Source organism: Faecalicatena contorta, from assembly GCF_022835095.1.
Classification (GTDB): Bacteria; Bacillota; Clostridia; order Lachnospirales; family Lachnospiraceae; genus Faecalicatena; species Faecalicatena contorta.
The window spans coordinates 4992336-5014629 of sequence record NZ_BQNQ01000001.1 but is presented as its reverse complement, the minus strand read 5'-3'; the positions used below and the strand labels follow the sequence as shown (position 1 = coordinate 5014629).

Genomic DNA, 22294 nt, shown 5'->3' with positions numbered 1-22294 from the left:
TATAACTTTATGAACAATTTAAACGCGTATGTTTGCATGGGTTAAAATCAAAAATAAAATTTAATCAACACCTTATCCAACACTTATCCACATATTATCCACATAAGAATGTAGATAACGAACTTGTGAGTGAAAGGATGAGGGGACGCTCTATAAAAGGATGTGAGGGGTGCTGCAGCAAGAGGAAAGGGATGATTCTTAGTGGGTGGGGTTCGGACGGGGGCAGCGGATGGTAACTGGCTGTGCGGAGTGTTAATGTGGTTTTTTTGATCGAATATTTTTTAATTGTATTGGGGAGCCGTCCGCAAGGATTAGGTTACAGGGGGCTTTTGAGTATAATTTATTTCGGGGGTATACGTGACCCGTCTGTAAGACAGGTATTATAGGAAATTATATAGATATAATTTATTCAGTAGCCATGCAACAGCCCCGCACGTCAAAACGTGAGTTACAGGAAACTTAGTATAAAATACAAATCCCAGCTCCGCGTCGTCAGGGCAGATCCACTGCCCCCGCATAAAGTCCCTATAAGCTATCCGTCAACGTCCATGCCGCAATGCTGCCGATTGGATGAACCCAGCTAAGGAAAAGGTGTGGCTTGCTCCTGGGGGAGTGTGTATGCTGATTCAGAATCCCTCAAAGTAAGCGTTAGAAGATGTTAGCGAAAAAACAGGTAAAATTGAGGGCAAAATTTGTTTTACCAAAACAAATTTTGTTGCCGCCGGCGGCCCAAAATCATCAAGATTTTGGGTCAACTGCGGCAAGTCCCTCAATTTTACCTGTTTTTTCGTTTACATCTTCTTCGTGAACGGTCGGGATTTGAATCAGCATACACACTCCCCCAGGAGCAAGCCACACCTCTTCCTTAGCGCCCCCCCCTTACCCAAACATCCGTAATTTCGCATAAAATTCCCCATAATAGCTTGACTTCCCCCCTTTTTTTGAATATAATTAAGAGCAGTGTCTTTTTTGTGTATTATATAGGTATATATTTTTTAACAAAGACGGCAGGCGAAAGTGATAATAATTGTAATACTTTATAATAAGTATATCAATCAAAGGGAGGTGTATCTGCGATGAAAATGACATTTCAGCCAAAGAAAAGACAGAGAGCAAAAGTTCATGGCTTTAGAGCAAGAATGAGCACACCAGGCGGAAGAAAAGTTTTAGCTGCCAGAAGAGCAAAAGGAAGAAAACAGTTATCAGCTTAGGCCGCATCTATGTGGCCTTTTCTTCTATTTATAAAAGAAAAAGGCAAAGGGAATTCAATGAAATTTTCCGAATCTTTGAAAAAAAATAATGACTTTCAAATTGTTTATAAAAGCGGAAGATCTTATGCTAATAAGTATCTTGTGATGTATGTGAAGGAAAATGGGCTGGACAAAAACAGGCTCGGTATTTCCGTTAGTAAAAAAGTGGGGAACAGTGTTGTCAGGCATCATCTGACAAGGTTGATCCGAGAAAGTTATCGGCTTTTAGAAGAACATTTCCAAAGTGGACTTGATATAGTCGTAATAGCCAGAGTAAGTGCAAAAGAGAAGTGTTACCATGAGATTGAGAGTGCACTTATCCACTTGGGAAAGCTTCATGAAATATATAAAGGGAAGTGACGCAGATGAAGCATATTTTTATAGGGCTTATCAGATTTTATCAGAAGTATCTGTCCGGATTGAAGACGCAGTATCACTGTATTTATACGCCGACTTGTTCACAGTACGGTATTGAAGCAATTCAAAAATACGGTGCTGTAAAGGGAGGCGCCCTCACAATCTGGAGAATTCTGCGCTGCAATCCATTTGCAAAAGGCGGATATGATCCGGTACCTTAAGGAGGATAAGAGATGTATGGAACTTTAGCTGCAGGTTATGCAGACTGGCCAATTATTCATCAGATTTCCTGGCTGCTTGGAAAATTGATGAATGGAATCTACAATGTGTTAGATGGTGTATTTGGGATACAGAATATCGGTATCTGTATCATCCTTTTTACAATCGTCATATATACATTGATGATTCCGCTTACGATCAAACAGCAGAAATGGTCTAAAATGTCTTCGGTTATGAATCCTGAAATTCAGAAGATTCAGAAAAAGTATGCAAACAAAAAAGACCAGGCTTCCATGCTCAAACAGCAGGAAGAGATGCAGACTATATATGAGAAGTACGGTACTTCACCTACAGGCGGATGTCTTCCAATGCTGATCCAGATGCCGGTTCTCTTTGCTCTGTATCCGGTTATTCAGAATATACCGAATTATGTTAAGGGTGTAAAAGATGTTTATATGCCGGTTGTAAACCAGATCATGGCAACGGACGGTTTCCAGAAGATCATGGAAAAGATCGGGGAAGCAAAACCTGTACTTATGAGCGCAAAATCTTACGATTATTCACAGGCAGATACACTTGTGAATGCGCTGTATAAATTCCAGGACAGCACATGGAATACTCTAGTGGACAAGATTCCTTCTCTGAAGGATATTGTGGAATCCACCACACAGACAGTAGGACATCTGAACAGTTTTATCGGTATTAACATCGGCGAAGCGCCTTTTACAATGTTAATGGCTGCAATCAAAGATTTTTCAATTTTAGGTATAATATTAGCAGTTATTATCCCGATCATGGCCGGTCTTACACAGTTTATCAGTGTAAAACTGCAGCCGCAGCCACAGGTTGAACCAGGCAATACGATGGCCAACTCCATGAAGACAATGACATATACAATGCCGCTGTTTTCCGTATTCATGGGATTCACACTTCCCGCAGGTCTTGGTCTTTACTGGGCAATCAGTGCAGTTGTAAGATGCGTACAGCAGCTGGCAATCAACAAATATCTTGGCAAAAAGTCAACGGATGAATTGATTGCGGAGAATCAGAAAAAGGCTGCCAAGAAACGTGAGAAAAAGGGAACATCCGCAAAAGAAATCAACAGAATGGCAACAACGAGCACCAGAAATGTAGAAGATAAGAAAAAATCAAAGATATCTGAAGCTGAGCGCGAAGAACGCCTGAAAAATGCAGCACAGTATACAAAGAGTGCGAAGCCGGGCAGTCTTGCTTCTAAGGCCAATATGGTAAGCAAGTATAACAGCGGTCACAGCACAACAGATAAAAAGGATGAAGGTAAGTAGGAGAGTCGGTGTAGAAAGGTAGGGATACAGCATGAACGGTAGTATCAGAGTATCAGCAAAAACATTAGATGATGCGATTACAGAAGCATTGATCCAGTTAGGTGTTACCAGCGACAGGCTTGAATATGAGGTGATTGAAAAAGGAAGCGCCGGATTTCTTGGAATAGGTATGAAACAGGCTGTAATCGAGGCAAGAAGAAAGCCGGAGCCTGTAGTGGAAGAACCAAAGGCAGAGGAAAGAGAAGAGAAACCTGAGGTAAAGAAAGAGCCGGCAAGAGAGTTCAAGAAAAAAGAACATTATAAAAAAGAAGTGAAGCAAGAAGCTAAGAATGAGTTTAAGCGTGAATTTAAGAATGAAGTTAAAAATGAAGTAAAAAAAGATACTGCTAAGACAGAAGCACAGCCTGCAATCAGACATGAAGCTGAGCTTGCAGAAGTAAAAGAGGAAACCAAAAAAGCTGTTGAAGCCTTCCTGCGTGATACATTAAATGCAATGGGTATGACCGTAGAGCTGATCTCTGATGTGGATGCCGATGGCGCGCTGGGTGTAGAGATGAAGGGGGATAACATGGGACTCCTCATTGGAAAGCGCGGACAGACACTGGATGCACTGCAGTATCTTGCTAACCGGGTTGCCAATAAGCATCAGGACGGTTATGTGCGTGTGAAGCTTGATACAGAGAATTACCGTGCAAGAAGAGAAGAGACACTGAAGAATCTTGCAAAGAACATTGCCTACAAGGTAAAACGTTCTAAGAGACCAGTTTCTCTGGAGCCGATGAATCCTTACGAGAGAAGGATCATACACGCGGCGCTTCAGTCTGACCCTTATGTAACAACACATAGTGAAGGGGAAGAGCCGTACAGAAAAGTAGTTGTTACCTTAAAAAGATAAATGAATTTGAAGCGAAAGAGGACGTTTCCGCTTCACGGATGCTTTCGTGAAGTCGTGAAACGTCTTTTTTAAAAATTTAATTTTATATGATGGGGTTATTATATTTTAAAAGTTTTAGGATAATGTGAGGGACTTTCCGGTTATCCATTTGCCGGAAAATTCCTCACAGATCATGGGGAGGCTTAAAATGAGAAAAGATACGATCGCCGCGATTTCTACGGGAATGACGAATTCAGGCATTGGGATTGTACGTATCAGCGGCCCGGAAGCATTTGAGGTCATAGACAGGATATATAGAGGGAAGGACAGGCTTTTAGAAGCTGAAAGCCATACCATACATTATGGATATGTAAAAGATAAACAGGAGACAGTAGACGAAGTACTAGTCATGCTGATGCGTGCCCCTCGTACATTTACCGGTGAGGATACAGTAGAAATCAATTGCCACGGCGGAAATTATGTGGTAAAAAGAGTATTGGAGACGGTCATTAGGAATGGAGCCAGGCCGGCGGAACCAGGGGAGTTTACAAAGCGCGCATTTTTAAACGGCAAGATGGATTTGTCTCAGGCTGAAGCTGTCATAGATGTAATTACTTCTAAAAATGAATATGCCCTGCAAAGTTCTATAAGTCAATTAAAAGGAAATGTTAGAAATAAAATAGAAGACATAAGAAATAAAATAATATACCAAACAGCTTTTATAGAAACTGCTCTGGATGATCCGGAGCACATAGATATTGATGGTTATAGTGAGAAATTAAAATATGTCATTGATGATATTTTAGTGGACATCAGAAAACTGATTGATTCTTCAGACAGCGGTCGCATCATGAAAGAGGGAATACAGACCGTTATTGCAGGAAAACCTAATGCGGGAAAATCCTCCCTTCTGAACGTCCTATCCGGCCGGGAAAGAGCCATTGTAACAGATATCGAGGGAACTACCAGGGATGCCCTGGAAGAGCAGATTCAGATGGGCGGGCTGACCTTGAATATGGTAGACACAGCCGGAATCAGGGAGACGGATGACATCATAGAAAAAATGGGTGTGGATAAGGCAAGAGATTATGTGAAAAATGCGGATTTAATTATCTATGTGGCCGACGCATCAAGACCACTGGATAAGAATGACGAAGACATAATTCAGTTGACTGTAGGAAAAAAATGCATCATATTATTAAATAAATCGGACCTGAAAACAGTTGTAACGAAGGAAATCCTGCAGAATACAATCGAGAGAGTATTTGAAAAAACAAAAAATGCAGGAAATTATTCAAAAGATATTCCTATGATTGACATTTCAGCAAAGGAAGAGCAAGGAATCCAGGAATTTGAAGAAATACTAAAAACGATGTTCCTGAAGGGAGAAATATCCTTTAATGACCAGGTATATATAACGAACATAAGGCAGAAGGCTGCCCTGCAGGATGCCTGTGAAAGTTTAAATAAAGTAATTGAGAGTATTGAGAATCAGATGCCGGAGGATTTTTTCTCTATAGATCTGATGGATGCATATGAATCACTGGGCAGCATAACTGGAGAAACGATAGGAGAAGATTTAGTAAATGAAATATTCAGCAAATTCTGTATGGGAAAATAAAGACGAATATGATATCGCAGTTGTCGGAGCGGGGCATGCGGGATGCGAAGCGGCTCTGGCTGCGGCAAGGCTGGGATTTAAGACAGTTATATTTACGGTGAGTGTGGACAGTATTGCACTGATGCCGTGCAATCCGAATATAGGAGGCAGTTCTAAAGGGCATCTTGTAAGGGAAGTAGATGCACTTGGCGGTGAGATGGGAAAGGTGATTGACCAGACATTTATCCAGTCCAAGATGCTTAATAAGTCAAAGGGGCCGGCTGTTCATTCGCTGCGGGCTCAGGCGGATAAGGCTAATTACAGCAGGACCATGCGCCAGGTGCTTCAAAGTCAGAAGAATCTGGATATCCGCCAGATGGAAGTTACGGACATTCTGGCGGAAGAAGGCAGAGTGACCGGAGTCCAAACTTACTCAGGGGCTATATACCGCTGCAGAGCAGTTGTACTTTGTACGGGAACTTACCTGAAGGCAAGATGTATTTACGGAGATATAAGTACGTATACGGGTCCAAACGGGCTGCAGGCCGCAAATCATCTGACTGACAGTCTGAAAGGTCTGGGGATTAAGATGTATAGATTTAAAACAGGAACTCCTGCCAGAATTGATAAAAATTCTGTAGATTTCAGTAAGATGGAGGAGCAGAAGGGGGATGAGAGAGTCGTACCTTTTTCCTTCACCACGGATCCTGAGAAGGTCCAGATTGAACAGGCGTCCTGCTGGCTTACCTACACAAATGAAAAGACACATGAAATTATCAGGGCAAACCTGGACCGTTCGCCGTTGTACTCCGGTATGATTGAGGGAACAGGGCCCAGATATTGCCCGTCCATCGAGGATAAGGTTGTAAAATTTGCGGATAAAAACAGGCATCAGGTATTTATAGAGCCCGAGGGAATTGAAACAAATGAAATGTATGTTGGCGGCATGTCCAGTTCCCTGCCGGAAGATGTTCAGTATGCCATGTATCGCAGCGTGCCCGGACTGGAACATGTTAAAATTGTCAGAAATGCTTATGCAATTGAATATGATTGTATTGATGCGAGACAGCTGAAAAGCACGCTGGAGTTTAAAAATTTGAAGGGCCTTTTTAGCGGGGGACAGTTTAACGGAAGTTCAGGTTATGAAGAAGCGGCCGCCCAGGGACTGATAGCGGGAATCAATGCGGCAAGAAAACTGCAGGGAAAAGAGGGAATCGTCATCGACCGTTCACAGGGCTATATCGGGGTTCTTATAGATGATCTTGTGACAAAAGAGAGTCACGAGCCTTATCGTATGATGACATCAAGAGCGGAATACCGTCTGCTGCTGAGGCAGGACAATGCAGATCTGCGTCTGACAAAAATCGGTTACGAAGTTGGCCTGGTAGGAGAGGAGCGGTATAAGAAACTTCTGGAAAAAGAAAAAATGATAGAAGAGGAAATCAAGAGGGTTGAACATACTAATATAGGAACATCAGATGATGTGCAGAGTCTTCTGAAGTCTTTCGGAAGCACACCGCTCACATCAGGAACAACACTGGCAGAACTGATCCGCCGCCCGGAGCTATCGTACGAATCATTGGCTCCCATAGACAGACAGAGAAAAGAACTTCCATTTGATGTAGTAGAGCAGGTAAATATTAATATCAAATATGACGGATATATCCGCCGCCAGCAGAGGCAGGTGGAACAATTCAAAAAGCTGGAAAGTAAAATCATCCCGGATGACCTGGATTACAATGAAGTCAAGAGTCTGCGGATCGAAGCAAAACAGAAATTAACAGAAATGCGTCCATCATCCATAGGGCAGGCCTCCAGAATATCAGGAGTATCACCTGCAGATATTTCCGTGCTTTTAGTCTATCTTGAAAGCAGATAGGATGTATTTGAGAATGAATGATAAGATAAAGATATTTTATTCTCAGGTACAAATTTAAAATAAGCGATGGTGTACAAAGTATTATAGTCATTTACCGGGAGAAAATGTATGGAAAATAAATTTGAAAGTCAGCTGTTAGAATTGAATATCGAGTTGAAAGAAAAACAAAAACAGCAGTTCCAGAGATATTATGAATTACTGACTGAGTGGAACAAAGTCATGAATTTGACGGGAATCACCGAATATGACGAAGTCAATGAGAAACATTTTGTTGACAGCCTCTCTATAGTAAAAGCTATTGATATAGAAAACATTAAAACAGTGATAGATATAGGAACCGGAGCGGGTTTTCCAGGTCTTCCTTTAAAAATAGTTTATCCACAACTGCATGTCGTTCTATTAGATTCTTTAAACAAAAGAGTAAAGTTTCTTAACACAGTTATAGAGGAACTGGGACTGAAAGAGATAGATACGCTTCATGGAAGAGCTGAAGATTACGCAAGGCAGACGGAATATAGGGAGAAGTTTGATTTATGTGTATCAAGAGCGGTGGCAAATTTATCAACATTGAGTGAGTACTGTATACCATATATACGGGTAGGGGGTATATTCATATCTTATAAATCCGGTAATATAGAGGAGGAACTGCAGGCATCTCAAAAAGCTGTAAAAATCCTGGGAGGAAAGACAGAAAAAACAGTAAAATTCCAGCTTCCGGGAACAGAAATAGGGAGATCATTCGTAACGATAAAAAAAATAGAATCTACCAAAAAAAAATACCCTCGAAAAGCAGGTTTGCCCTCAAAAGAGCCGATTTTGTAGCGGGGAGGTTTTTGGGATGGTAGTGGGACGTTCTTTGTGGGATTACTGGCGCTTTAACAAAAAAGACTCTGACATGCTGACTTTCACCAGGACCACAAGTCCTGGTGAAAAGCGGAACCGCAGCGAGTATGTATCGGCATAATCGTGAGTATCCGCGGTGTCCGTCATGTCAAAGTCTTTTTTGATATAGCGCTAGTTATCCTACAATACCGTATCCAACCAGCCCCTATTCCCCTACCCAATTCAGATATCCCCCTCGATATCAAAAAGGATGCGGATTTGGTCTATGAATTCTTTTGGAGATTCCATTTGCGGCAAGTGTTTTGTTTTGTCTATTCCAACAATCTCAATAGATGGCAATTGGTTCTGATATTGATTTGCTGTGAGTCCGTTTTCAGGGTTGGCATTTCCTACTATGATAAAGATGCTGTTGGTAAGTCCTTTGAGGCAGTGCATTACGTTTGCATTTGTAAAACGGGATTTCATGCTTGCGTATAAATACTTTGAGCGGGTATTGGATTTGTGCGAAGACTCGAAGCAGGTCATGATACTTCTTTCTTCGATTTTATTTTGATCGTAGTAATATTGTGTCCGAAAACTGTCCTCGATGGTTCTTTTATTAATGAGCATATTGTAAGCAAATGTTCCTATGATCGGTGTACTTATAAAGTGGCGAAGTAATTTCGTGCGTTTTGTTGGTATCTTTGCCAGTGTAACCAGGTTTTGTGGATTGACTAGCATTACTTTGTCTATAACTGTGTTGTCATTTGCACATGCCATTAAAACAAAGGTTCCGGATTCACCAGTTGCTATTACATCTGTCTTACTGCAAATAATGTGTTTGATAAAGTCAGTGATCAATTGTACGTATAAATAATTGGTATATGTAAGATTTGGCTTGTCCGAGCGGCCACATCCCAGCAGATCAATGGTGTAGACTGTGTTAGTCTGAGATAGTGTTTCAACAATTTTATTCCATTCATAGGATGAACTTATAACGTTCAGGTCATGAATTAATAAAATTGGAGAACCGCTTCCCTGTTTAGTGTAGAATATACGTCCGAATCTCCAATCATAATATTTTTCATCTTTATGGTATAATAGGTTATCTATTGTGGAAATGTAATAAACTAGTCTATTGACAACATGCATCATTCCGGCAGCAGTGCCTCCAAGAAGAGCGCATGTTGTGAGCTTTTTCTTCCAACTCACTATGTTTCACCTCTTTCTAAATTTATACTTATCATTATACTACACTGGAAGGGGCATGTAAATTTATTTAACTAAATTTGAAAAATTTATATTAGGAATGTTAAGTGAGACGCCAGAATGGAACAATGCGCCAGCTGCATCGCTGAAAACTTACGTGTCCATTTTTGGATCGGTCCGTTTGCCAAGACTTACTAGATGAAAAGTACATCGGATTGGAAGGCACTGGCGGCATTCACCACGCAATTCTGATGAATTCCGCGGTGAATGCCGCCTTAAAATCTGCTTCGGTGAGCAAATTTTATCCTTCCAATCCGATGTACTTTTCATTTTGTAATTCTATGGCGCTCTCTATGCTTCCAGAAATGGACATGTAAGTTTCCAGCAATGCAGCTGGCGCACTGTTCCATTCTGTCTGGTTTATCAAATCTGTAGATAAATTTAGTTGTGAGAATTCTACGGGGAGGCGGATGGTGATAGGTTAGTTAGTTTGGATATAAGATGGTTCAGGAATAGGATTGGTTTGGAAATGAAGAGGGGGGAGTTTTTAGATGGATTGTAAGACAAAAAAATTGTGAGAGTATTAGATAATGTTTAATACTTTATTGGGATAGATAATTAGTTTACGCGAATTAAATGTAAATTTTGAATTTGGGTATTTATACTGGTTAGATGTTTCACGTGAAACATTTATGCTGTAATCTACTATTTTATTTTAATCTGCAGTTTTGCTGCGGATTCGTCCATAGGACATAAATTACGGTATTACTTTAAACTATGCGTTATGCTGCGGATTCATCCATAGGGGTATGAGTTACAGGACACCCCTTGGTTATAATTTATTCTGCATCTAAGTTATAGAACCTCTTTTAAGGTATAACTTAAGATATAATTTTGCAGAATGACATACCCTGTTTTGCTGCTATACTACAGATTTACTTTAGGGGTATGAATTGAAAGGGGAGCCCTTGAATATATGCTTGTTCTGCATCCTTTCTTCAAAGTCGTCCTTAGGATAAAAGTTCAAAATGTCTTTTAAGAGTAAAATAATATTTGCCTTTGTAGTAGGTTTGTTTGGAATTTATAAGTTATGGGGATTAATTGGTATAGTTTTTATTATTCTGATGACATTAATAACATAGTTTTTTTATTTTTATTAAAAATTCTATGTTTCACGTGAAACATTATATAGATATGCGGAGAAAAAAGTGATATAATAGTGAAGTGTTCAATGAAAGGAGTACAAATATGGGAAGAATTATAGCAATTGCAAACCAAAAGGGTGGTGTGGGTAAGACTACAACGGCTATTAATCTATCATCTTCACTTGCTGGACTGGGACAAAAGGTTTTAGCCTTGGATATGGATCCGCAAGGAAATATGACGAGTGGGCTTAGTGTAAATAAAAATGAAGTTGAAAACACTGTATATGATTTGATTATCGGTGGCGCCAGAATTGAGGAATGTATTTGCAGAGAAGTTTTTGATAATCTTGATGTTCTTCCATCTAATATAGACTTATCAGCAGCGGAAATTGAATTAATTGGTGTTGATAACAAGGAATATATTATTAAAAATGAAATTGAAAAGGTTAAGGACGATTATGATTTTGTGATTATTGATTGTCCACCTGCATTGAGCATGCTTACTATTAATGCCATGACTACGGCCGATTCCGTACTTGTACCTATTCAGTGTGAATATTATGCACTGGAAGGGTTGAGCCAATTGGTACATACCATTGAACTGGTACAGGAAAGGCTGAATCCATCACTGGAAATAGAAGGTGTTGTATTTACAATGTATGATGCCAGAACTAATCTTTCTTTACAGGTAGTCGAGAATGTGAAAGATAACTTAAATCAGAATATTTATAAGACTATAATACCGAGGAATATCCGTTTGGCAGAAGCACCCAGCTACGGGATGCCTATTAATTTATATGATCCAAAGTCTGCCGGAGCAGAGAGTTATATGATGTTAGCAGAAGAAGTGATTAATAAAGGAGAGGAATAAGAATGGCAGTAAAAAGAAATGGACTCGGAAAAGGTTTAGACAGTCTGATTCCCGATAGAAGTGATAAGTCCGTAAAAAAGCCTGTAAAGCAGGAGACCATAACACAGCCAGAAAAGCAGGGAGTAGTAAATGAATCTGGCGAAATGTTAGTGAAAATTAATCAAGTAGAACCAAACAGAGAGCAGCCGCGAAAAGATTTTGATGAAGATGCTCTTCTTGAACTTTCAGACTCGATCAAGCAGTTTGGCGTTTTACAGCCTTTGGTTGTACAGAAAAAAAAGGATTACTATGAAATTATTGCAGGTGAGAGAAGATGGCGGGCAGCAAAACTTGCAGGCTTAAAGGAAATACCTGTAATTATAAAAAATTATACTGACCAGGAAATCGTTGAAATATCTTTGATTGAGAATATTCAGAGAGAAAACCTGAATCCTATTGAGGAGGCGATGGCCTATAAACGTCTGCTGGAAGAATTCAGTCTGAAACAGGATGAAGTTGCAGAAAGAGTATCAAAGAGCCGAACAGCGGTAACAAACTCTATGCGTCTTCTAAAACTGAGTGAAAAAGTACAGAGAATGATAGTAGACGACATGATTACTACAGGACATGCCAGAGCTCTGCTTGCTATAGACGATGAAGAACAGCAATATATACTTGCAAACAAGATATTTGACGAAAAATTAAGTGTCCGGGAGACCGAGAAATTAGTTAAGGCCCTGAAAAATCCTAAAAAAGAACAAAAAATCGAAAAAGTTGAACACACATTTATCTATGATAATCTGGAAGAAAAGATGAAAAATATCATTGGTACAAAGGTAAATGTGAGTCCAAAAGCAAATGGAAAAGGAAAAATTGAGATTGAGTATTATTCAGAAGATGAACTCGAACGTATATTCGATCTGATTATGTCTATAAGAAATGATTGAGATGTAATGAATTAAAATACACACTATTGTACCGCTTATCATAATATGGGGAAATGTCAGCATAATAAACAGTGATGGCAATAGATTGGTAAATTTGGCGGTAAAAGGGGATACATAATTTAATAAGGAGGAAGTGGGTATGGAAAATACGATTTTAGGTAATATTGGACTAGATCCTGTGTATTTGATTATACTTTTGTTTTTGATACAGGTTCTGTTATTTGTTATGTTAATCAGTGTAAATATGAAGTACAATAGGCTAAAAACCAGTTATTCTTCGTTTATGAAAGGGAAAGATGGAAAGAATCTAGAAGAGAGCATGCTTACACGATTTTCTGAGCTTGATGAAATTGCGGAAATCGCAAAAAAAAATCAATTGGATATACAGGATATTTATAAAAAAATGAAGCTCCATTATCAGAAAATTGGCATCGTAAAATACGATGCGTTCCATGAAATGGGGGGCAATCTAAGTTTTGCACTGACTATGCTGGATGAAAATGATAATGGATGGATATTAAATGCAATGCACAGCAGGGAAGGCTGTTATACTTATATTAAAGAGGTTGTAAAAGGGCAGAGCTATATCGAGCTGGCTGAGGAGGAATCAGAGTCACTGGAAAGAGCTATATTCCAGGAAGCATATGATTTAAATAAAAGATAGAGAGGAAAAGAGGAAAAGATACTATGTTAGATATTAAATTTGTAAGAAATAACCCTGAAGCTGTAAAACAAAATATTAAGAACAAATTCCAGGATGAAAAACTGCCTTTGGTAGATGAAGTCTTAGAACTGGATAAAAAAAACCGGGATATTAAGCAAGAAGTGGAGGCATTAAGAGCCGAAAAAAATAAAATCTCAAAAGAGATCGGTGCGCTGATGGCACAGGGAAAGAAAGAGGAAGCAGCAGTCCTTAAACAGAAAGTAGCAGAAAATGCAGACAGAATGGAAGCACTCTCTGCAGAAGAAAAAGAAGTAGAAGAAAATATCAGGAAGATCATGATGATTATTCCAAACATAATTGATCCATCCGTACCAATTGGAAAAGATGATAGTGAGAATGTAGAGGTTGAGAGATACGGAGAGCCATTCGTTCCAGACTTCGAAATACCTTACCATACAGAAATTATGGAGCGTTTTAATGGCATAGACCTGGACAGCGCAAGGCGTGTTGCTGGGAATGGATTTTATTATCTGATGGGAGATATTGCACGTCTTCATTCTTCCGTGATTTCCTATGCAAGAGACTTTATGATCGACAGAGGATTCACCTACTGTGTGCCTCCTTTTATGATTCGCAGCAATGTTGTAACAGGCGTTATGAGCTTTGCAGAAATGGACGCCATGATGTACAAGATCGAGGGCGAAGACCTCTATCTGATTGGAACAAGCGAACACTCCATGATCGGAAAATTCATTGACACTCAGTTGCAGGAAGCAGAGCTACCACAGACACTGACAAGTTACTCCCCATGTTTTAGAAAAGAAAAAGGGGCGCACGGAATCGAAGAGCGCGGTGTATATCGTATACATCAATTTGAAAAACAGGAAATGATTGTTGTATGCAAACCGGAAGACAGTATGGAATGGTATGATAAGCTATGGCAGAATACGGTGGATTTATTCCGGTCTCTGGATGTACCGGTGCGTACTCTGGAGTGCTGTTCCGGAGACCTTGCTGACTTAAAAGTGAAATCCGTGGATGTAGAAGCATGGTCCCCAAGGCAGAAAAAATATTTTGAAGTAGGAAGCTGCTCTAATTTGGGCGATGCACAGGCCAGAAGGCTGGGAATACGTGTAAAGGGTGATAAGACAAAATACTTTGCACATACACTGAATAATACGGTAGCAGCTCCGCCAAGAATGCTGATTGCATTTCTGGAAAATAACCTCCAGGCAGACGGCTCCGTAAAAATACCGGAGGCGCTCCGCCCATATATGGGAGGGAATGCAGTGATAACTCCGAAAAATTAACGGATTCATGAATATATATTAGAAAATAGTATTAAGATAATATAGTACTATAATTTGGAGAATATTATGCATCAATATCTGAAAGCAATTGGATTTAACAACCTGAAGACAAAGAAAGATATAAAAGAACTGTTGAATCAGGTAGAAACTACTTTTACACACCAGACTATCGTATCTTATCAGAATTGGGCAGATTACTGTGAATTTCAGAAGGAATACGGACAAAATGTGGGGATAACCTTGTGCGGTGAACTGGATGAATTTGAAAATTTCGATGCAGATTATTATTTTCCATATTTTGAAGGGAGCGGTGTAACCACATACGCTGATGTAATTGTAGAAAAAAGAATCGAGAAGGAAGAGTATGTGGGAATATGTGAGGATCCGAAAGTTGGTATCAGCCTTATTTTCCATCTGCAGAATGGAATCGAGTATATGAGGGAGCGCCAGCTTGGTTTTGCAACCGAGCTGGCAGTCTCAGTTACATTTTCCGGTCTTGCTCTGTCCGGGAAGATCCTGTTTCCGGTAAAAAAGAGTGAGGATCAGGTGAAAAATGAAAAAGAAGCGTCAGATAACAGGAAAGTGCTGCTTAATGCAGCCAGAAGCGGCGACCAGACGGCAATAGAAACTCTTACTCTGGATGATATCGATACATATTCCAAAGTATCCCGCAGGCTGATTCATGAAGATATATTTACGATAGTAGATACATATTTTATGCCTTACGGCGTGGAATGTGATTTGTACTCAATAATGGGAGAGATACTTGCTGTTAGAAAGCGAGAAAATACTCTTACAAAAGAACCGCTGTATCAGATGAAACTGGATGTAAATGAACTGCAGTTCGATGTATGCGTACCCGCAAAAGAAGTCATGGGTGAGCCTGAGATTGGAAGAAGATTTAAGGGAACAATCTGGCTGCAGGGATATATTAATTTCTAGGATCATGTCCTATTTTATCTCTCAGCCAGACAGAAAAAATGTAAAAATGTTTAGAAAAAAAGTTGAGTATTTTACTGATTCATGTTATATTATTAATTGTGTTTTACCATTCAGTTATTTATAAATATATCTGAATGTTTCTGTAGCTCAGCAGGATAGAGCGTCCGCCTCCTAAGCGGAAGGCCGGCGGTTCGAATCCGCCCAGGAACGCTGAAAAGAGAATGCCGAAAACCTTCATGCTGCAATGAAGGTTTTCGGTGTTTTTCTGTATTTATTAAGCTTCTATGATGCAAGAAGGCCGTACAGGAAGACAAGGAGAAATATTTCGGCAAAAAATGCCTGGGGCAGATCAGTCCATCTCCTTTTTGTGCATAGCGGGGCCATACATATCCGGGAAGTCTGAAAAAGAAAAACAGCATCAAAGTCAGTGAGATCACTGTAAATAGCCGAAATATCGAAAAAGGGATCATGATAAAATCATTATGCAGGATAGCCGCCATGATTTCGCTAACCCAGTAAGCCACCAGTAAAAGCCAGGTGGAAAGTGATTTCTGAACAGATGGACAATTTTCGCATTTTCAAGTCTAATCATAAATACACAACAAAACATTTGTATATAAAATATCCGGGTAAGAGACTTTGATGAAATAAGGTGCCGTTGCAATTTGTTTATATAGTAATGTCTTTCAAGTAAAAGTGTTTCTGAGGCAGCAGACTAAATACTTTCTAAAGAATATCCAAAACAGGTAAATTAATGTGCTATTTATGTTATATTAAACCAAGTTACGATTTATATTACATTTAATTAGGATGTTGTTAGATAAAAAAGAATGAAATTTTTATAGCAAATATGCGCGGGTTAAGATATTTATCTTTTAGGGAGGTAAGCCGGTTATGGAAATGTTTCATAAAAAAACGCCTTTTGAAAAGGAATGGGATCGTTTAGAGAAGAAGGAATCCGTCTTTTTAAAGGGACGGCAGGAAAAGAAGGATACCCTTCTGAATCAAAAATTAGCAGAGAAAGTTCCGGAAAAATTGCAGCATACGTTGGATGCAGCCTTTGCCAAGGCATTTTCTATGATATTTGAAAAAGGGACTGCAATAATTGAAAAGACTTATAGAAAAGAAGAACTGGAAAAGACCTGTCAGGTCAATCAGTATGCGGACGAGATACGTCAGAACCGCAATTCTCTGCGTGCTTTTTCCAGAATGGCTGGAGTTGTGGAGGCGAAAAATCTGGTACTCTCAGGGGTATCAGGGATTGGTCTGGGAGCCTTAGGAATTGGTTTGCCGGATATTCCGCTCTTTACAGGTCTGATATTAAAGAACGTTTATGAGACTGCTCTGAGTTACGGTTTTGAATATGACTCAGAGGAAGAGCGGTATTTTGTGTTATTGCTGATCCAGGGAGCAGTATCGTACGGCGATAAGATGAACCAAATAAACGGCAAAGTGAATGAATATATTAGAACTGTTCAGCTGCCGGAAAATTACAGCCGGGAAAAGGAGATTCATAAGACGGCCCGGTTATTGTCAAAAGAACTACTGTATATGAAGTTTCTGCAGGGAATCCCGATTGTAGGAGTGGTAGGTGGCGTCTATGATATAGTTTATATGAAGCGGGTATCTTCTTATGCCAACTTGAAATATTGGAGGCGGTTTCTGTCAGCAAAAAATGAAATTGAGGGTAAATAAAAAGAAAATTGTTTAATGCAGATTAAAGAAAAATATATGGCAGAGCTGACCGGAAAAGGATGGAAATGCTTGGCGCTGGAGATGTGATCCTGTATGATTTTCACAGGAGGTAACAATATGTCAGCGCAGACTTATGGATATATCCGGGTATCGTCCAAAGATCAGAATTTTCTCGATTCCCGCGGTGATACCCCATAAATATTAGCTCACGTTCCGGAACGAACAACACAGAAACGCCGCCGCACGAACCGCTACGGGAACAGGAAATCGAGATTGTTTATAACTTTGTCGGTACTATCGCGCTTGCGGAACTGGCCGATATTTCCGCGTAGTGGGTTGCACCAAATCCCCGAAAAAAGCTACTTCCCTACCAAACGTGGGCTTTGAATGAGGGAATAGAGCAGGGCATTCAAGCATTGGTACTGGATGATATTGAGGAAGGATTTGTCAAAGATAAAATTATAGAAAATTGCAGAAAAGATTTACTGTGTCTGAGGATAAAGCAAAAGAGTATTATGGTACCTCTGCGGTATCTCTATCATTAACCGTCCATTGACATTACAACATCTAATACAAGTTTTCCGGACAAAGAGTTTGACAAAAGGATAGCGAAAGACTATACTTTTTACTATATTGAACATGTTCAAATCAGATTCAATATTCTATAATAAAGTGAACACAATATATTTAAAAATAGAAGTACACAGAGGGATTATGGGAGAAACAAATTTATGAACTGCAACCAGGATACAAAAGAAAAAATCATTGAAGCTGCAGGCATAATGATAAAAGAAAATACAGACGTAAATAAAATCACTGTCCGCGGCATTGCTAAACTGGCAGGAGTAGGAACCGGACTAATAAATTATTATTTTGGAAGCAAGGACAATCTTCTTGCAGCCGCAATCGAAAAAAGGGTTGATGATGCGGTAGCACACATTTTGAACCGATCAGAAATGCAGTCCATAGATCCGGCAGAAAGAATTAAAAATATGCTGGATACGATCTACGAACTGTTCGAAGCATATGAAAAACTGGCAAAATTCATGCTGACAATGGAGCTCCAGCGCGGCAGCATGCAGGTGGAACTATATCTGATTCCCATGTTAAAAGAGCTGTTTCAGAATAAAAAGAATGAGCTGGAACTTCGTATTATAGCGCTGCAGATTCTACAGCCTCTGCAGGTGGCGATTATGTCTGCCAGTACTTTTAAGATGTACAGCGGCGTGGATATATATAAAAGAGAAGAGAGAAGGAAGTTCATAGATACACTGGTTAATAATGTGGCAGGAGACGCCAGGGGGGATGAGAATGAACCGGGACACCATTTTAATAGTAGATGATATGGAAGTGAACCGTGCGATTCTCCATGTACTGTTCGAGCAGGAATATAATCTTCTGGAAGCGGAAAATGGGGAACAGGCCCTGATGCTGATAAAACAGTACCGGGAATCACTGGCAGCTGTCCTGCTGGATGTGGTGATGCCTGTAAAAGATGGATTTCAGGTTATGCAGGAAATGGGGCAGAATGGCCTTATGACTAATATCCCTGTTATTATTATAACTTCCGAAGATTCTATGGAAAATGAAGTCCGTGCCTTTGATATGGGAGCATCTGATATTATTATCAAGCCATTTGAACCCCATGTTGTCAGAAGAAGGGTTCGTAATGCAATAGAACTGAACCGCCATAAGATGCACCTAGAAGAAATGCTGGAAGAACAGACAATGAAAGTGAGGGAATCGAGGGATGTAATCATGGACACACTCTCTTCCATTATTGAACACAGAAGCGCGGAGACCGGGCAGCATGTTCTGCGAATCCGCAAGTTTACAGGCGTGCTTTTGGAAAATGTCATGTATTCCTGTCCGGAATACGAGCTGAATGATAGGGCAATCCAGGTCATTGCGGAAGCGGCGGCACTTCATGATATTGGAAAGATAGCAATTGCGGATACCATTTTGAATAAACCGGGCCGTCTTACGGACGAAGAGTTTGAAATTATGAAGACGCATACGGTTAGGGGGTGTCAGATTCTTTCCAGTCTGGGCAAAATGGGAGATGAAGAGTATCTGAAATATGCATATAATATCTGCCGCTATCACCATGAACGTTGGAACGGAAAAGGATACCCCGATGGGCTGATAGGGGATAATACCCCGGTTTATGCGCAGGCAGTGGGGATCGCTGATGCTTATGATGCCCTGACTACTGACCGGGTGTATAAAAAGGCCATTCAGCCGGAGCGGGCGTTGAATATGATACTTAATGGAGAGTGTGGAATGTTCTCTCCGAAACTGCTGGAATGTCTGAAGAATGTGCGGGAAAAGTTCTTTCATCTGACCCGTGAATATGCGGACGGCAATCTTTCGGGTACTGTATTTAAATACCAGGACACCCTGGAGCCTGTACTGCATACGGATCAGGAAAATGTACCGAAACTGGAGCAGATGAAATATTTTGCTTTGCTCAGGCACCTGGACTCCACAGTGGTGGAACTCGATATGGACAGCGGGGTCTATCATCTAGTTTATCAGCAAAACGAGGATTTTCAGGATCTTAGGTCAGGCAGCACCTTTGAAGAGTCGCTGAGTAATTTTATTGAACATGCAGTATATCCGGATGACCGTCCTCTTGTTGAAGGAATCCTGGGTGGATATATGGAGAACTTTTTTAAACACGGTCTGATCAAACAGACGCGCAGCTACCGGGTTCTGCACCGTGAATCCAGAGAATATATCTGGTATAAAGCAACGTCGCTGCGAGTAAATATCGAGAATCCCAAACAACATAAAGTACTGATTATATGGGAACGGGAAAATCAGGAAAACGTCGAAGCAAAGACACAGGAGAAATCCGGACACGATCTTGTGACGGAGAACCTTCCCGCCGGTATTCTGCAGTGTATGAACGACCAATGGTTTACAATTACATACCTGAATAATGGAATTATCTCGTTGTTTGGATACAGCAGAAGAGAAATAAAAGAGAAGTTCCATGACCGGTATATTGAGATGATTCATCCAAAAGACCAACGTGCAGTTCTTAGGCATTATAGGGAACAGTTGTCTGAGGGCAGAGCACAGACGCTGGAGTATCGAATAGTAACAAGGGAAGGCGCATCGCTGTGGGTTTTGGAAAAATGCCGGCTGATCATAGGTGCGGACGGGATTGAATATGTGAATTGTATCCTGACAGATATTAGCAGGATCAAAAAAGTTCAGGAGCAGATGGCACTATCAATGGAGCGCTACCGCATTGTTATGAATCAGACCAATGATATTACATTTGAGGGGGATCTCGAAAAGCATGTCATTAGTTATTCCTCAAACTGGGAAAAAAAGTTCGGTTATAAGCCTCTGACAAACAATATCTTTACTGAAATTCAAAAGGCTTCCCATATCTTTCCGGAAGATCTTCCTGCGCTCCTGGAGCTGATGAAAAGCGCTTCTGCGGGTATTCCGTATGGTGAAACTGAAGTGAGGATTGCCAACGCGCAGGGAAAGTACCTCTGGTGCAGAATCCGCGTAACCACCCAATTCAATGAGGAGAAAAAGCCAGTCAGAGTGATCGGAGTCATCATAGATATTGACGATGAAAAGCGCCGGATAAAAGAGTTGTCTGCTAAAGTGCAGATGGATTCGCTGACGAAAGTATTCAATAAAGATACGGCAGTTGAAAAGATCAGACGCCGTCTGGAGTGGGCAGAGGAAGCCGGATATACCCAGACGCTTTCTGCGAACGATACTCTTGCAGGAGGGGGATCGTCTGCCATAAGAACGAAGTTTGCTCTGATGATTATTGATCTGGATAATTTTAAACAGGTGAATGATTCTATGGGGCATATGTTTGGAGACGCTGTTCTCACGGAAGCAGCCGATAAGATCAAGAATATTTTCAGGGGAAAAGATATCATTGCCCGTTTTGGAGGAGATGAATTCCTGGTTTTTTTGGAATACAACTCAAAAGGAGAATTCCTGCATATCAAGGCTGAAAAGATTATCCGGGCATTGAAAAGTGTTTATCATGACAAACTCTCCGGCCTTTGTCTAACATGCAGTATTGGTATTGCATTATGTCCGGAGGATGGACTGGACTTTCAGAATCTGTTCCAGAAGTGTGACAGGGCGCTGTACCAAGCTAAGCAGAGAGGCAAGAACGGCTATGCTTTTTACGATGCAGCAGTGATGCAGAAATCATTTGTATTGAATGCAGAACAGAGTACGGCGGCAGGCACCCGGATCGAATCGTATGGGGAAGAAGAGGTTAGCGTGGACAGTATTGTCCCAGAGTCATTCCAGAAATTATATGAATCAGGAGACATTGAAAAAGCCGTGAGTTCGATTCTGGAGATGGTGGGGATGCGCTATAATGTCAGCCGTGTCTATATATTTGAAAATTCAGTGGATGGCACGAGGTGTACCAATACCTTCGAATGGTGCAACGAAGGGATCGAACCTGAGATCGGCAGGCTGTGTAATATTGAGTATAAGCTCCTGGGCAGTGGATATCAGAACAATTTTGACGAAAACGGGATTTTTTACTGTCAGGATATTTCTGATTTTTCAAAGGAAAAACATCCGTTTTTATATGCAAGAAACATACGGTCCATGCTGCAGTGTGCGGTGAGCGATGAGGGCAGGTTTGCAGGTTTTGTAGGCTTTGACGACTGCCTGGCCATGAGGCTGTGGACGAGGAACCAGATTGATGCGCTTAAATTTATTGCAGAATTTTTATCCACGTTTCTGCTGAAGAAGAGGGCACAGGACCGTGCTCTGGAGGCTGCTGAGAATCTGGATATGATACTGGACAACCAGAATTCATGGATCTATGTCATTGATCCTGACAGTTACCGCCTTCTTTACATTAATGCAAAAACGAGGGAGACAGTACCTGATGCACGGACAGGGATGTGCTGCTTTGAAGCCTTTTTTCACAGAAAAAGCCCCTGTGAGTTATGTCCTGTCAGCGGAATAAAGAGTAAAAGAAACAAAACTATGGAGGTGTACAATCCAGTGCTTGATGTCTGGTCCATCGCGGATGCGTGCCTGATAAAATGGGACAGTGATGAGGCATGTCTGCTGGCCTGCCACGATATTACACCATACAAATCAGAACAGGATAAGCGCGGTCAAATAAAAGCCAAGATTCCGAGTGAATAGGGTTACTCCCGGAAACTCGGCCGCAAAGATGGGCGCAGGAGAATTTCCGAGCGTGCTCAATAGA

The 22294-nt window shown here is 40.7% G+C and carries 18 protein-coding genes and 1 tRNA gene; 18 read left to right on the top strand and 1 reads right to left on the bottom strand.

Annotated elements, in window-relative coordinates; all coding sequences use genetic code 11:
- The first annotated feature begins 1076 nt into the window (after positions 1–1076).
- The 9 genes from rpmH to MWG26_RS22770 all read left to right on the top strand — a co-directional run bounded on the left by rpmH (position 1077) and on the right by MWG26_RS22770 (position 8447).
- Positions 1077–1211, top strand: coding sequence for a 50S ribosomal protein L34 (gene rpmH / locus MWG26_RS22345; protein WP_025653883.1), 135 nt, complete (start codon positions 1077–1079; stop codon positions 1209–1211).
- Between the two features lie 57 nt (positions 1212–1268).
- Complete coding sequence (rnpA, locus tag MWG26_RS22340) at positions 1269–1610, top strand: ribonuclease P protein component (protein ID WP_025653882.1); 342 nt, start codon at positions 1269–1271, stop codon at positions 1608–1610.
- A gap of 5 nt (positions 1611–1615) precedes the next feature.
- Complete coding sequence (gene yidD, locus MWG26_RS22335) at positions 1616–1828, top strand: membrane protein insertion efficiency factor YidD (RefSeq protein ID WP_025653881.1); 213 nt, start codon at positions 1616–1618, stop codon at positions 1826–1828.
- Positions 1829–1840: 12 nt separating this feature from the next.
- Positions 1841–3130, top strand: a complete 1290-nt coding sequence (locus MWG26_RS22330; RefSeq protein ID WP_025653880.1) for a YidC/Oxa1 family membrane protein insertase — start codon at positions 1841–1843, stop codon at positions 3128–3130.
- 31 nt (positions 3131–3161) lie between these two features.
- Positions 3162–4025, top strand: coding sequence for an RNA-binding cell elongation regulator Jag/EloR (gene jag, locus MWG26_RS22325; protein ID WP_025653879.1), 864 nt, complete (start codon positions 3162–3164; stop codon positions 4023–4025).
- A gap of 187 nt (positions 4026–4212) precedes the next feature.
- Entirely contained in the window at positions 4213–5625 is a 1413-nt protein-coding gene (mnmE, locus tag MWG26_RS22320; RefSeq protein WP_117440546.1) for a tRNA uridine-5-carboxymethylaminomethyl(34) synthesis GTPase MnmE, read from the top strand.
- Complete coding sequence (gene mnmG, locus MWG26_RS22315) at positions 5591–7483, top strand: tRNA uridine-5-carboxymethylaminomethyl(34) synthesis enzyme MnmG (protein WP_025653877.1); 1893 nt, start codon at positions 5591–5593, stop codon at positions 7481–7483. The genes mnmE and mnmG overlap by 35 nt, the downstream gene beginning before the upstream one ends.
- A 108-nt stretch (positions 7484–7591) precedes the next feature.
- Positions 7592–8305 (top strand): 16S rRNA (guanine(527)-N(7))-methyltransferase RsmG, encoded by a 714-nt coding sequence (rsmG, locus tag MWG26_RS22310; RefSeq protein ID WP_025653876.1) that lies wholly within the window; start codon positions 7592–7594, stop codon positions 8303–8305.
- A 16-nt stretch (positions 8306–8321) separates the two neighbouring features.
- The gene (locus tag MWG26_RS22770; protein ID WP_275891934.1) at positions 8322–8447 is read left to right on the top strand and encodes a hypothetical protein; all 126 of its coding nucleotides are present in this window, start codon (positions 8322–8324) and stop codon (positions 8445–8447) included.
- Positions 8448–8548: 101 nt separating this feature from the next.
- On the opposite strand, the gene MWG26_RS22305 is transcribed toward MWG26_RS22770, so the two are convergent.
- The gene (locus MWG26_RS22305) at positions 8549–9517 is read right to left on the bottom strand and encodes an alpha/beta fold hydrolase (RefSeq protein WP_025653875.1); all 969 of its coding nucleotides are present in this window, start codon (positions 9515–9517) and stop codon (positions 8549–8551) included.
- 1245 nt (positions 9518–10762) lie between these two features.
- Between MWG26_RS22305 and MWG26_RS22300 the strand changes: the two genes are divergently transcribed.
- From MWG26_RS22300 to MWG26_RS22260, 9 genes are all read left to right on the top strand, one after another.
- Entirely contained in the window at positions 10763–11530 is a 768-nt protein-coding gene (locus tag MWG26_RS22300; RefSeq protein ID WP_025653874.1) for a ParA family protein, read from the top strand.
- Between the two features lie 2 nt (positions 11531–11532).
- Positions 11533–12456 carry a ParB/RepB/Spo0J family partition protein gene (locus MWG26_RS22295; protein WP_025653873.1) on the top strand — a complete coding sequence of 308 codons (924 nt, stop codon included), beginning with the start codon at positions 11533–11535 and terminating at the stop codon, positions 12454–12456.
- Positions 12457–12595: 139 nt separating this feature from the next.
- On the top strand, positions 12596–13120 hold the full coding sequence (locus tag MWG26_RS22290) for a DUF4446 family protein (protein ID WP_025653872.1): 525 nt from the start codon (positions 12596–12598) through the stop codon (positions 13118–13120).
- Between the two features lie 23 nt (positions 13121–13143).
- Complete coding sequence (serS, locus tag MWG26_RS22285) at positions 13144–14430, top strand: serine--tRNA ligase (protein WP_025653871.1); 1287 nt, start codon at positions 13144–13146, stop codon at positions 14428–14430.
- 66 nt (positions 14431–14496) lie between these two features.
- Positions 14497–15372 (top strand): DUF3881 family protein, encoded by an 876-nt coding sequence (locus MWG26_RS22280; RefSeq protein ID WP_025653870.1) that lies wholly within the window; start codon positions 14497–14499, stop codon positions 15370–15372.
- A gap of 136 nt (positions 15373–15508) precedes the next feature.
- Positions 15509–15582, top strand: a tRNA-Arg gene (locus MWG26_RS22275).
- 684 nt (positions 15583–16266) lie between these two features.
- Positions 16267–17067 carry an EcsC family protein gene (locus MWG26_RS22270; RefSeq protein WP_025653840.1) on the top strand — a complete coding sequence of 267 codons (801 nt, stop codon included), beginning with the start codon at positions 16267–16269 and terminating at the stop codon, positions 17065–17067.
- A gap of 731 nt (positions 17068–17798) precedes the next feature.
- A complete protein-coding gene (locus MWG26_RS22265) occupies positions 17799–18410 on the top strand; it encodes a TetR/AcrR family transcriptional regulator (protein WP_117440548.1) in 612 nt (203 codons plus the stop codon).
- Complete coding sequence (locus tag MWG26_RS22260) at positions 18379–22230, top strand: diguanylate cyclase (RefSeq protein WP_044925975.1); 3852 nt, start codon at positions 18379–18381, stop codon at positions 22228–22230. Before MWG26_RS22265 ends, MWG26_RS22260 begins: the two co-directional genes overlap by 32 nt.
- Positions 22231–22294: the final 64 nt, after the last annotated feature.

Bases quoted from the DNA above. Each gene is read 5' to 3' on its own strand.
- MWG26_RS22300 (WP_025653874.1), top strand. From the start codon at position 10,763: ATGGGAAGAATTATAGCAATTGCAAACCAAAAGGGTGGTGTGGGTAAG.
- mnmG (WP_025653877.1), top strand. From the start codon at position 5,591: ATGAAATATTCAGCAAATTCTGTATGGGAAAATAAAGACGAATATGAT.
- serS (WP_025653871.1), top strand. From the start codon at position 13,144: ATGTTAGATATTAAATTTGTAAGAAATAACCCTGAAGCTGTAAAACAA.
- mnmE (WP_117440546.1), top strand. From the start codon at position 4,213: ATGAGAAAAGATACGATCGCCGCGATTTCTACGGGAATGACGAATTCA.
- jag (WP_025653879.1), top strand. From the start codon at position 3,162: ATGAACGGTAGTATCAGAGTATCAGCAAAAACATTAGATGATGCGATT.
- rpmH (WP_025653883.1), top strand. From the start codon at position 1,077: ATGAAAATGACATTTCAGCCAAAGAAAAGACAGAGAGCAAAAGTTCAT.
- MWG26_RS22280 (WP_025653870.1), top strand. From the start codon at position 14,497: ATGCATCAATATCTGAAAGCAATTGGATTTAACAACCTGAAGACAAAG.
- MWG26_RS22265 (WP_117440548.1), top strand. From the start codon at position 17,799: ATGAACTGCAACCAGGATACAAAAGAAAAAATCATTGAAGCTGCAGGC.
- rsmG (WP_025653876.1), top strand. From the start codon at position 7,592: ATGGAAAATAAATTTGAAAGTCAGCTGTTAGAATTGAATATCGAGTTG.
- MWG26_RS22290 (WP_025653872.1), top strand. From the start codon at position 12,596: ATGGAAAATACGATTTTAGGTAATATTGGACTAGATCCTGTGTATTTG.
- MWG26_RS22295 (WP_025653873.1), top strand. From the start codon at position 11,533: ATGGCAGTAAAAAGAAATGGACTCGGAAAAGGTTTAGACAGTCTGATT.
- rnpA (WP_025653882.1), top strand. From the start codon at position 1,269: ATGAAATTTTCCGAATCTTTGAAAAAAAATAATGACTTTCAAATTGTT.
- MWG26_RS22260 (WP_044925975.1), top strand. From the start codon at position 18,379: ATGAACCGGGACACCATTTTAATAGTAGATGATATGGAAGTGAACCGT.
- MWG26_RS22770 (WP_275891934.1), top strand. From the start codon at position 8,322: ATGGTAGTGGGACGTTCTTTGTGGGATTACTGGCGCTTTAACAAAAAA.
- MWG26_RS22330 (WP_025653880.1), top strand. From the start codon at position 1,841: ATGTATGGAACTTTAGCTGCAGGTTATGCAGACTGGCCAATTATTCAT.
- yidD (WP_025653881.1), top strand. From the start codon at position 1,616: ATGAAGCATATTTTTATAGGGCTTATCAGATTTTATCAGAAGTATCTG.
- MWG26_RS22270 (WP_025653840.1), top strand. From the start codon at position 16,267: ATGGAAATGTTTCATAAAAAAACGCCTTTTGAAAAGGAATGGGATCGT.